General features: G+C 42.8%; 11 protein-coding genes. 9 read left to right on the forward strand and 2 right to left on the reverse strand.

The features are described 5' to 3' along the window. Positions 1-122: 122 nt before the first annotated feature. The 6 genes from ACEN82_RS02050 to ACEN82_RS02075 all read left to right on the forward strand — a co-directional run bounded on the left by ACEN82_RS02050 (position 123) and on the right by ACEN82_RS02075 (position 6,890). Positions 123-1,439, forward strand: a complete 1,317-nt coding sequence (locus ACEN82_RS02050; protein WP_090528852.1) for a UDP-glucose dehydrogenase family protein — start codon at positions 123-125, stop codon at positions 1,437-1,439. Then, the gene (locus ACEN82_RS02055; RefSeq protein ID WP_090528849.1) at positions 1,436-2,419 is read left to right on the forward strand and encodes a UDP-glucuronic acid decarboxylase family protein; all 984 of its coding nucleotides are present in this window, start codon (positions 1,436-1,438) and stop codon (positions 2,417-2,419) included. The genes ACEN82_RS02050 and ACEN82_RS02055 overlap by 4 nt, the downstream gene beginning before the upstream one ends. A gap of 113 nt (positions 2,420-2,532) precedes the next feature. Beyond that, on the forward strand, positions 2,533-3,555 hold the full coding sequence (galE, locus tag ACEN82_RS02060) for a UDP-glucose 4-epimerase GalE (protein ID WP_373612685.1): 1,023 nt from the start codon (positions 2,533-2,535) through the stop codon (positions 3,553-3,555). Between the two features lie 15 nt (positions 3,556-3,570). Further along, positions 3,571-4,623, forward strand: coding sequence for a dTDP-glucose 4,6-dehydratase (gene rfbB / locus ACEN82_RS02065; protein ID WP_413322763.1), 1,053 nt, complete (start codon positions 3,571-3,573; stop codon positions 4,621-4,623). Positions 4,624-4,626: 3 nt separating this feature from the next. Beyond that, on the forward strand, positions 4,627-5,367 hold the full coding sequence (locus ACEN82_RS02070; protein ID WP_413322762.1) for a tyrosine-protein phosphatase: 741 nt from the start codon (positions 4,627-4,629) through the stop codon (positions 5,365-5,367). Between the two features lie 482 nt (positions 5,368-5,849). Continuing rightward, positions 5,850-6,890 carry an IS110 family RNA-guided transposase gene (locus tag ACEN82_RS02075; protein WP_413323217.1) on the forward strand — a complete coding sequence of 347 codons (1,041 nt, stop codon included), beginning with the start codon at positions 5,850-5,852 and terminating at the stop codon, positions 6,888-6,890. A 229-nt stretch (positions 6,891-7,119) separates the two neighbouring features. Here the strand turns inward: ACEN82_RS02075 and ACEN82_RS02080 are convergent, their stop codons facing one another. After that, a complete protein-coding gene (locus tag ACEN82_RS02080; protein WP_413323129.1) occupies positions 7,120-8,358 on the reverse strand; it encodes an ABC transporter permease in 1,239 nt (412 codons plus the stop codon). A gap of 154 nt (positions 8,359-8,512) precedes the next feature. Between ACEN82_RS02080 and ACEN82_RS02085 the strand changes: the two genes are divergently transcribed. Beyond that, positions 8,513-9,238, forward strand: coding sequence for a TlpA family protein disulfide reductase (locus tag ACEN82_RS02085; protein WP_413323128.1), 726 nt, complete (start codon positions 8,513-8,515; stop codon positions 9,236-9,238). A 136-nt stretch (positions 9,239-9,374) separates the two neighbouring features. On the opposite strand, the gene ACEN82_RS02090 is transcribed toward ACEN82_RS02085, so the two are convergent. After that, complete coding sequence (locus ACEN82_RS02090; RefSeq protein WP_090528835.1) at positions 9,375-9,722, reverse strand: HesB/IscA family protein; 348 nt, start codon at positions 9,720-9,722, stop codon at positions 9,375-9,377. A gap of 92 nt (positions 9,723-9,814) precedes the next feature. Here ACEN82_RS02090 and ACEN82_RS02095 point away from each other — a divergent pair, with 92 nt between their 5' ends. Both ACEN82_RS02095 and ACEN82_RS02100 read left to right on the forward strand, forming a co-directional pair. Then, the gene (locus tag ACEN82_RS02095; RefSeq protein ID WP_413323127.1) at positions 9,815-10,345 is read left to right on the forward strand and encodes a DUF7935 family protein; all 531 of its coding nucleotides are present in this window, start codon (positions 9,815-9,817) and stop codon (positions 10,343-10,345) included. Positions 10,346-10,349: 4 nt separating this feature from the next. Beyond that, the gene (locus ACEN82_RS02100) at positions 10,350-11,900 is read left to right on the forward strand and encodes an acyl-CoA mutase large subunit family protein (RefSeq protein WP_413323126.1); all 1,551 of its coding nucleotides are present in this window, start codon (positions 10,350-10,352) and stop codon (positions 11,898-11,900) included. Positions 11,901-12,263: the final 363 nt, after the last annotated feature.

Below are 12,263 nucleotides of genomic sequence, written 5' to 3' on the forward strand. Positions count from 1 at the left end.
GCATAAAAGTAATAACAATAATTACAATATTAGTTTTATGGCCCGCCCGGTGCTATAATAAGCTGGTTATATGGTTGATCATACAAATATTGCTAACCTTAATTTAAAACACATTTAACACTATGAAAATTGCAGTAATTGGCACAGGCTATGTGGGCCTGGTAACGGGAACTTGTTTAGCCGAAACGGGAAATGAAGTAACCTGTGTGGATATTGTGGAAGAAAAAGTAAACAAGATGCGGAATGGCGAGATGCCGATCTATGAACCGGGTCTTGATATTTTATTTCTGCGTAACATTAAACAGGAAAGGCTAACCTTTACCACTAATCTTGCCGAAGCAATAGCCCCGGCCAAAGTGATCTTTTTGGCGTTACCAACGCCTCCGGGAGCCGATGGAGCAGCCGATTTGAGTTATGTGCTTGGCGCGGCAAAAGATATAGCCAAACTGATCACCGAATATAAAGTGATCGTAACCAAATCAACGGTACCGGTAGGTACGGCAGATAAGGTAACCGCAGTGATGAAAGCCAATACCGATGTTCCCTTCGCTGTAGTATCCAACCCCGAGTTTTTACGCGAAGGTGTAGCCGTAGAAGACTTCATGAAACCGGATAGGGTAGTGATCGGTACAACGGATGAAAAAGCCCGCCAGGTAATGGGCGATTTATATGCACCTTACGTACGCCAGGGCAACCCTATATTATATATGGACGAACGCTCATCCGAGCTAACTAAATATGCAGCCAACTCATTTTTAGCCACTAAGATCACGTTCATGAACGAGATTGCCAACATGTGCGAGCTGGTAGGGGCGGATGTAGATATGGTACGCAAGGGAGTAGGAGCAGATGGCCGCATTGGCAAACGCTTCCTGTTCCCGGGTGTGGGATATGGGGGCAGCTGTTTTCCTAAAGATGTGCAGGCTCTGTCCAAAGCAGCCGAAGAAAATAAATACGACTTCAAGATCCTCAACTCGGTGATGGAAGTGAACGAAACTCAGAAGAAACGGCTGGTAGTTAAAATGCGTGAATATTATGGTGAAGGCGGACTGAAAGGAAAACATTTTGCCCTGTGGGGACTGGCTTTTAAACCGGAGACCGACGATATCCGCGAAGCACCGGCACTGTACATTATCGATGAGCTATTAGCAGCCGGGGCAACAGTAACCGCCTACGACCCGGAAGGCATGCCAAACGTTAAGAAACTACTTGGCGATAAGATAAGCTATGCCACCAATCGGTACAATGCCCTTGATGATGCAGATGCTCTGTTGATTGTGACCGAATGGCCGGTATTCCGTACGCCAGACTTTGACTTTATGAAGGAAAAGCTGAAGTCGCCGGTGATCTTTGACGGGCGTAACCTGTATGACCTGGACAGGATGAAGGAATATGGGTTTTATTATAACAGTATAGGCCGTAAAATAGTAGCAATATGACAGCGAGAAAAAGGATCCTGATTACGGGAGCAGCCGGTTTTTTAGGCTCGCACCTGTGCGATAGGTTTATTAAGGAAGATTATCATGTGATCGGGATGGATAACCTGATCACCGGCGATTTGAGGAATATAGAACATTTGTTCAAACTGGAGAACTTTGAGTTTTATAATCATGACGTATCCAAGTTTGTTTATGTACCGGGCGAACTGCATTATATCCTGCATTTTGCCTCACCGGCCAGCCCGATAGATTATCTGAAAATTCCGATCCAGACATTGAAAGTAGGCTCACTGGGAACCCATAACCTGCTGGGACTGGCCCGGAACAAGAAGGCACGGATGCTGATCGCCTCCACCTCGGAAGTATACGGCGATCCGAACATCAACCCTCAGCCAGAGGAATATTGGGGTAATGTAAACCCGGTAGGCCCGAGAGGGGTGTATGATGAAGCCAAAAGATTCCAGGAAGCTATTACCATGGCTTACCATACCTTCCACGGGTTGGAAACCAGGATCGTTAGGATTTTCAATACTTATGGCCCAAGGATGCGACTGAACGACGGAAGGGTATTACCGGCTTTTATAGGGCAGGCACTGCGGGGCGAACCCCTGACGATGTTTGGCGACGGCTCACAAACGCGGTCGTTTTGTTATGTAGATGACCTGATAGAAGGGATCTACAGATTACTGCACAGCGATTACGCCCAGCCGGTGAACATCGGCAACCCGGACGAAATCACGATAAAACAATTTGGCGAGGAGATTATTAAGCTGACGGGCACCAACCAGGAGCTGATCAGCCTGCCTTTGCCAACAGACGATCCGAAGCAACGCCGCCCGGATATTACCAAGGCCAAAGCTATATTAGGCTGGGAGCCAAAAGTATCCAGGAGTGAAGGTTTGAAGATCACCTTAGAATACTTTAAGTCGTTGCCCGAACATGAAATAAACCATAAAGACTTTACCTATTACAATAAGTAAGGGTAACCAGGCCGGAAATTAATTTTTTTGGCCTTTTTTATAATATAAAAGCGGATGAATTGTCACAATCTGCTTACTTTGCCGAACATTCAAACATACTCTCTATTTAAACCATGAAAATATTAGTAACAGGCGGTTTGGGTTTTATTGGTTCGCACACCGTTGTTGAGCTGGTTAACGCGGGGTATGACCCCATTATCGTTGACGACCTGTCGAACTCGGACCCTAAAATATTAGATCAGCTTACAAAGATCTTAGGCTTTACCCCGGTATTTCATAAGCTTGATCTTTGCGATGAAGCCGCCGTTAGATCACTTGCACTCGCCGAACCCGAAATAGGTGGTATCATCCACTTTGCAGCCTTTAAAGCAGTGGGCGAATCGGTAAAAAAACCGATGAAATACTATCGGAATAATTTCTATTCGCTTATCAATCTGCTCGAAGCTTATTACGGTAAGGCTATCAATTTTGTATTTTCATCAAGCTGCACAGTTTACGGACAGCCCGAAAAATTACCCGTTACTGAGAATGCCCCGGTGCAACCTGCACAATCGCCATATGGTAATACCAAGCAAATAGCCGAAGAAATTTTGGTTGATATGGTAAATTCCGGCAGCGATTATAAAGTGATTTCGTTGCGTTATTTTAACCCTGTAGGTGCCCATGAGTCTGCTTTGATTGGGGAGTTGCCAATAGGAGTGCCACAAAACCTGGTGCCTTTTATTACACAAACTGCCATAGGCAAACGCGAAAAAATAACCGTTTTTGGTAATGATTATAACACGCCTGATGGTAGCTGCATCCGCGATTATATTCACGTAGTTGATTTAGCGAAAGCCCATGTTGCCGCGTTAAGGCTTGCCGAAAAAGACGAATTTAAAGGTTATGATGTATTTAACCTGGGTACAGGCAACGGCACTTCAGTGTTGGAAGTAATTCACGCTTTTGAAAGCACAACAGGCGAAAAACTGAACTATGAAATTGGCCCGCGCCGTGAAGGTGACGTAGAGCAGGTTTGGGGCGATGTTACTAAATCATCAACCAAGCTTGGCTGGACGGCCGAACTGGGTATTGGCGAAATGATGTCATCGGCCTGGGAGTGGGAAAAATATATTGCTCAAAATCCGTTCAATTAATATCAACAGCAGGGAATGAAAAAGATCATTATAACAGGGGGCGCTGGTTTTATTGGTTCGCATGTAGTGCGCAGGTTTGTGAAAAACTATCCTGATTACAGCATTGTTAATTTAGATAAGCTTACTTATGCGGGTAACCTGGCCAATTTAAAGGATATTGAAAATGAACCTAATTATAAGTTCGTAAAGGGAGATATTGTTGATATTGCTTTTATTAATGAACTTTTTGCGGCTGAAAATCCAGATGCGGTGATCCATCTTGCTGCCGAATCGCACGTAGACCGGTCGATCACTAACCCCCTTGATTTTGTGATGACCAATGTGGTAGGCACCGTAAATTTATTGAATACCGCCCGCGAGCATTGGAAAGGCAAATATGATCAAACCCGTTTTTATCATGTTTCTACCGATGAGGTATACGGTACGCTTGGTGAAGACGGCATGTTTACCGAAGAAACCGCCTATGATCCGCATTCACCATATTCGGCTTCAAAGGCAGGTTCTGATCATTTTGTGCGGGCCTACCAGGATACTTATGGCATGGATACCGTTATATCAAATTGCTCAAACAATTATGGGTCATTCCATTTTCCGGAAAAACTCATTCCGCTGGCAATTAATAATATCAAGCAAAGTAAACCTGTACCGGTATATGGTAAGGGCGAAAATATCCGCGACTGGCTTTGGGTTGAAGACCATGCGCGGGCAATTGATGTAATATTTCATAATGCCAAATCGGGCTCAACCTATAATATAGGTGGGCATAACGAATGGAAAAATATCGACCTGATCAAATTGCTTTGCAGTATATTGGACAAAAAATTAGGCAGGATTGAGGGAGAATCAGCTAAGTTGATCACTTTTGTGACAGACAGGGCCGGGCATGACCTGAGATATGCTATCGATGCAACCAAATTAAAAAATGATTTAGGTTGGGTGCCGGGTATAACTTTTGAGGAAGGTTTGGAAAAAACAGTTGATTGGTACCTGGCTAATGAAGATTGGCTTAATGATGTAACGTCAGGACATTACCAGCAATATTACAGCAGTCAGTATAACGATAGATAAAAAATGTTCGGGCTTTTTAAGAAGAAGAAGGCAATAAGGGAATCAAAACTCAACTATGAAGGAATCATGGTTGATATGCACTCGCATGTGTTACCGGGGATTGACGATGGTGCTAAAACACCCGAAGATTCGGTAGAGTTGATAAAAAAGATGATGGAATTAGGCATAAAAAAAATTATTGCCACACCTCACATCATGATTGACTTTTATCGCAACACGCCCGAAACCATTGGTAACGCGCTTACTATACTAAAAGCCGAGTTGGTTAAACAAGGGATTGATATACCTGTTGAAGCCGCTGCCGAACACTATTTTGATGAAACGTTTGAAGCACGTGTAGAGAACGGCCCGATCATGACCATGGGCGACAACCACGTATTATTTGAATTTTCATTTATAAATCAACCGCCAAATACCTACAGTGTAATTCAAAAGCTTCATGATAAAGGGTATAAACCTATTTTGGCCCACCCCGAGCGCTACCAGTACCTTGACTTAGACATGTTGAGAAACCTGCATAGTTGGGGCCTGGATTTTCAGCTTAATACCATATCCCTCACAGGGTATTATGGTAAAGAGATAAAAAAAATGGCCGAAGACCTGGTTGATAATAGTTTGATAGACTTTATTTCAAGCGATATGCACCACTTAAGGCACGCCACGGCATTTGGCGATGCGCTGAGAACAACCTATATTGAAAAATTGCTTGTCGACTATCCGCTTAAGAATAAGATGTTGTTTTAAACAGGTATTATCCAACAAGAAAAGCGTCATTGCGAGGAACGAAGCAATCCCCGATTAGCAGGTCCGCCCTGTATGGTTCGTGATTGCTTCGTTCCTTATAATGATATGGTCGTAAGTTATTGATTATTAAGTGTATTTTTCTGATGAGTTTTATACCATGGGCGTTGCCTGTGGCCCGGGCTTTCCGTTGCAAGTCCTCGCCTTTCCTGCCCGCAACCCCTCTACTCGCTCCGGGCTTTACACTGCAATCCCTCCTATGTTTACATCTAATATTATTGTAATGATTTTATGAGTGAAAAGAGTGAGAGCACAGCAATCCCAAACAGCCTTGAGCATGTTGAGCGTTAGATATAGCCTCACTCCTTTACTTTTTTGAGTTTGAACAGAATGTAAGGAATACGACCAGGCAGTATATCCAGGATAACCAACAGGAGGAAAAACGAAGAAAGGTTTTCACTTATAACAGTTAAAAACTTTGATCAATGGCAAGCAGATTATTAAAACAAGTAGTAGGTATTGATGTGGCTCAAAAAGAGCTGGTGGTTTCTATCGGCAAGATGGATGAGCAGGCAGTTATAACAGTTTATGCGAACAAGATTTTTCCAAACAATGAAAAAGGATTTGCAAACCTGGAAGTATGGATAAACAAGCAAAGCATCCCCCAATATCCATTAAGATATGTAATGGAGGCCACAGGTGTATACCACGAGCGCCTTGCTTATTATCTGGCCGGCAAAGGGTATGCTGTAAGTATTGTCATGCCCAACAAGATCTCGAACTTCTTCAAGACACTGGAGATCAAAACAATTACCGATAAATCAATGTCTTTTGCCATAGCCATGTTCGGACTTGAAAAGAAACTGGATAACTGGGTACAACCCAAAAGGGTGTTCAGGACCCTGCGGCAGATAACCCGTGAAAGAGAACAACTTATTGCAGAAAGAACCATGATCAAGAACCAGCTACATGCTGAACAGTCCGAAGCTTTTCCGGGGGAAGATACTATCCGCAGAATGATGGACAGGATAAAGATGATTGGTGAACAACTTAAAGAAATACTTACTGAGATTAGAACAGCTGTAGCACAGGACAAACATTTAAAACAAACACTGGCTACCATTACCACTATTCCTGGAGTCGGCTTATTAACGGCCACTGTGATCATAGCCGAAACAAACGGCTTTGAGCTGATCAGGAGTAAAAAGCAGCTGACCAGTTACGCCGGGCTGGATGTCAGGGAAAAAGAATCCGGCTCATCCGTTAAGGGCAAACCCAAGATATCTAAAAGGGGGAACAAGCATTTACGAAAAGCCATGCACTTACCTGCATTAGCGGCCATAAGACATTCAGAAAGATATAAAGCTATATTTGTCCGGATCGTATCCCGAAATAGCGTGAAAATGAAAGCTACTGTAGCAGTACAAAGAAAATTATTGGAGATGGTATACACTATATACAAAACCAACAAACCATTCGAAAAACACTACCTTCAACAGAATGCACACATATCCGAAAATAGTTAGAGCAGTCGCTTCAATTGAAGGACTGCCCTAAACAGGCTAACATAAAGCTGCCTAAGACTCAAAAATAAAAAATAACTTTTGCATATCAACACAGAATCTAACGCGGCCCACGCGCAACACCGCTAAAATATATTTTACATGTCATTACGTTTTTTTTCAGGCTTCCCTGATGGTTACTCGCAATGACATTTTTTGTTTGTAGGCAGCCTCTAAGATTTTGCAATCGTTTTTATTCGTACCTAAGCGCTTCCACCGGATCCAGTTTTGCTGCTTTTTTTGCCGGGTAGTAACCCGATATCAAACCAATAAACGTACACAACACCACAGCAAAGAATAACCATCCCCATGGCACTACAAATGAGCCGCTTATTTGTACAGCAATAAGGTTTCCCGCTGCCATGCCCAGTATCATGCCCGCTGCACCACCTATGAGACAGATCACTATGGCCTCGATTAAAAATTGTTTACGAATGATTGCCGGGGTTGCTCCTATAGCTTTCCGCACACCAATTTCGCGTGTGCGTTCTGTTACTGATACCAGCATGATGTTCATAAGTCCGATGGCGGCACCGATGAGTGTGATGATGCCAACTGCAAAGCCGGCGGCAGTAATACCTGCAAGCTGGCCTGATAGTTCCTTTTGAATGGAATCGCTCCGGCTGATTTCAAAGTTATCCTGGTTAATTACATTAAGCCCCCTTACGTTTCTGAATAAGGAGGTAGCTTCGCCAATGGTAGCGTCAAGGGCGCCGGGACTGGCTACTTTAATAGTTACCGTGAACGACGCATTCTTGGTACTGTCTATCTGTTTAGCTTTCAATACAGGGATCACGCAAAATTTATCGCCCCCGAATGAGCTTGAACCTTTTGATGCAAATACACCAACTATCCTGAACCTATCGGTACCAAGGTATATCGATTTATTTATCGGGTTTTCGGTTTTAAACAGTTTCTTTTTGATCTCATCGCCAATAATGACCACGTTCGATCCATGTTCCAGCTCAGAAGCGGAAAAATTACGCCCGAAAGCCAGCTTTTTACCCGCTGTAACCAGGTAATTTTCGTTTGAGCCCGAGATGGATATATTGGGATTTGTTTTTTGATTGCCGTATTTGGCTACCGCGGTACCAATTACCTCTAAATTAATGGCTACAGCTACCGGCAATTTAAAAGTATTTTTAAAACGCACAGCCTGGTCATAAGTAATGGCCGGATACACTTTACGGTGCCCGCCGTTGCCAAAGTTCAACCCCTCGCCGCGGTTTTGCAGGGTGAATGTGTTGGCGCCAAGATCGGCGAAAGCATCGTTGGTGAACTGTCTGATGCCTTCAATGGCCGTTAAAATACCTACAAGCGCCATGATACCTATCGCTATGATCAGCGCGGTTAACGAGGTGCGCAGCCTGTTGCCGGCTATAGACTGTAATGCAATGGAAATGTTTTCTTTGTAAGAGGTTTTTACCGGCATGGTATAAATATAAAAAACTTGCTGGTATGACTAAGCATTATACTAGTTTGTTACATGCTGATTTAACTTAATTTTTGTGATTGATGTGGGCTAAAGCCCCGATTTGGTAACGTGCTATTTATGTTATAATTTTCCGTTGAATTTAAACCTTAAAATGAAATATTATATCCTGTTTGCTATCTCATCGCTTGTTTTTAGTATTTCAAGCGCATATGGTCAGATTGAAATAACACGGCCGATAGAACAATATGGTTTCAATCAAAAAACGGTAGTTACCAATGAAAAAGGCGAAAAATATACTTATGCTAAATGGCGTGAATTGATGGCAACCGGCTATTATATGTTGAAGCCTGTACAGCATGATAGTGATAGTTCTGCTTTTATATTAACCAAACGTGACCCGCTCGCTGATGGCGTTTTGCCGGCTAATGCCAATAAGCCGCCCGAAACCAGGTTTTTTAAAACGGGCAATACCTTTAGCTTTTTCAATATGAGAGATGTTAACGGTAATGTAATTACAGCTGCGGAGCTGAAAGGGAAAATAGTTGTGCTCAATTTTTGGTTTATTGCCTGCCCGCCATGCAGATATGAAATGCCCGAACTGAACCGCCTTGTCGACGCTTATCAGAATAATAAGGATGTTGTATTTATTGCAATTTCGTTAGATAAAACTGAACAGGTGGAGCGATTCCTGAAGGTGTCGCCATTTAAATACCATGTGGTTAGCGATTCGATGCCTTTGTTTTCTTACTATGGAGTTGATGAGTGCCCGGTAAGCCTGGTTATTGACAGGGACGGGGTTATACGGTTTAACAGCCAGGGCTATGGCGATGGAACGGTGCCAGATTGGATCAGGAAAACGATATCTGATATTAAATAGTGGGTTTAAATATCACTCGTTAACTAAATATATATACCGCTTAATGATTTACCGTATTATTGTTGCAGCCCTTCAAAAACAAAAGCCGCTTCATGTTTTACAATGAAACGGCTTCCTATATTTTAACCGGGGGTAATTAAACCGAGAAAGAAGAGCCGCAGCCGCAGGTGCTGGCAGCATTGGGATTGTTGAAAGTAAAACCACGGGCATTTAATCCGTCCTGGTAATCGATTTGCATACCGGCCAGGTATAAACCGTGCGCTTTGTGCATGAAAACTTTAATACCATCAATAATATATTCCTGGTCGCCGTCTTTTTTCATGTCGAAGCCTAAAATATAGTTCATGCCCGAACAGCCACCACCCTCAACACCAACACGTAAACCAAATTCGTCATTTATTTCTTGCTGGTCTTTTAATTTAAAAAGTTCCTTTACTGCGCCCGGTGTAAAAGAAACCGGAGCAGCTTCAACAGCTATACTCATCTTTATTTTTATTTATTCAACACAAATATAACGTAAAATGCAGATTTTTGTTAGTGTCATAATTTTATGACCCCTGTATAACATTTATAAACATGCCCACTCTACCTTTTTTGTTTGATATTTTAAAATATACTATTTCGGGCTTAGGCGTTGTGTATATCGCTTTTTACCTGTTTAAACCATATCTTGATAAATCAGAAAGTATCCAGCTATTGGAATTAAAGCGTACCGTCAGTAATCAGACCCTGCCATTACGTTTACAGGCCTATGAAAGGGTTGTACTTTTTATTGAAAGGGTTAATCCTGCAAGTTTACTTATTCGCCTTAACGGATCGGCCGATACCGCCGCCGAATTGCAGGCTATTATTGTTAACGAGGTGCGCAACGAGTTTCAGCATAACATTACGCAGCAAATTTATGTAAGCGCCCGGGTTTGGAACGTGGTAAAAAGGGTAAAGGACGATACCATTAATATGATCAATAATGCTGTAAAAGCTTTACCGCCGGATACATCGGCGCTTGAGCTAAGCAAGGTGATCCTGGTGCATTTAAGTAAGCTGGAAGATAACCCTTATGATGTGGCACTTGGGCTCATCAGGAAGGACATGGAAGAATTATACTAAGCTTATGGCCAGGGATAAAAAAATTACCACTACATCGGGTATCGAAATTAAGGAGGTTTATACCGAACCTTCAAATATGAGTGAATTGCCCGGTGAGTTCCCCTTTACCCGCGGTATCCAAAAAGATATGTACCGGGGCAAACCCTGGACCATGCGTCAATACGCCGGTTTTTCAACCGCCGAAGAATCAAACAAGCGCTACCACTATTTATTAAGCCAGGGTACAAATGGTCTTTCGGTAGCCTTCGATCTCCCAACACAAATAGGCTATGACTCCGACCACCCCCTTGCCGAGGGTGAGGTAGGCAAGGTAGGCGTAGCCATTGATTCATTAAAAGATATGGAGGTTTTATTTGAGGGTATTGAACTTAAGAATATCACCACCTCCATGACCATCAACGCAACCGCTCCTATTTTGCTGGCCATGTATATTGCCCTGGCCAAAAAGCAAGGAGCAGATCTCAAGCAAATCTCCGGCACCATACAAAACGATATATTAAAAGAGTATGCTGCCCGCGGCACCTATATATATCCCCCTGCGCCATCCATGCGGCTCATTACCGATGTATTTGAATACTGCAGTAAAGAGGTGCCCAAATGGAATACTATCTCCATATCAGGTTATCACATCCGCGAAGCAGGCTCAACCGCCGTGCAGGAACTGGCATTTACTTTGGCCAACGGCAAAGCCTATTTAAAGGCCGCGCTGGATAAGGGACTTGATATTAATGTGTTTGCCAAGCGCCTTTCTTTCTTTTTTAACTGTCACAGTAATTTTTTTGAGGAAATAGCCAAGTTCCGTGCCGCCAGGCGCATGTGGGCGCATATTACCAAACAATTGGGGGCTACCGATGCCGGCGCCCAAAAACTTCGCTTTCATACGCAAACGGGCGGCTCAACATTAACAGCACAACAGCCGCTTAATAATATTATAAGGGTAAGCAACCAGGCAATGGCTGCCGTGCTGGGGGGCACACAATCATTACACACCAATGGGTATGACGAAGCCTTGTCGTTACCAACAGAAGCCGCAGCCAAAATAGCCTTGCGCACCCAGCAGATCATCGCGTTTGAAAGTGGTGTTACCGATACGGTTGACCCGCTTGCCGGTTCATACTTTATCGAAGCATTGACAGATGAGATGGAAGCCGCTGCCCAATTGTATATAGATAAGATTGATGCCATGGGTGGCGCGGTAAAAGCCATAGAGCAGGATTATATCCAGCAGGAAATAGCAGCCTCTGCTTACCAGTATCAACAGGAGATTGAAACCGGCGAAAAAGTTATAGTAGGCGTTAACCGGTTTACCCAGCAGGAGGAAGCCCCTGTTAATGTGTTTAGGGTGGATGACGCGATCAGAAAAATGCAGTCGGAAAAAATTGCTGAGCTAAAAAGGGAGCGTAATAGTAACGATGTTGAGAAAAGTTTACACCTTTTGGGAATAGCTGCGACCGGTACTGAAAACTTAATTCCTTTTATCGTAACTTCGGTAGAAAGCTATGCTACCCTTGGGGAGATCGCCGATGTATTGCGAGGTGTTTTTGGAGAGTATTAGCATCGTGGTGTGGCTTCCGTGCATGTATTATAGTGCACCACAAATCAACAAACCTGGTTTTTATTTTTTATAAGGCACTAAACCAGTGCGTTATTTTTTTGTTTGCAATAACCATCAAAAAAGTGCAAACATTACCCATGTTTTGGCGTATAACTAAGGGCTGTAATTGACAGTTTTATTATTCTTTTTTTTGAAATTTCAAAAAAAGAAAAAAACAATTGAGAAATATTCGGATTGTGATTTTTATATCAAAAATTATGTTATCCATACGAAAATTTCATTAAAAAATCGAATTTGTTAGTAAAAAGCCAAATGTTAAAAAAGTGAAAATTTAATTTTTTTATAAGCTTTTTTTGGCAATAT

The sequence above is a fragment of the Mucilaginibacter sp. Mucisp73 genome (assembly GCF_059491465.1).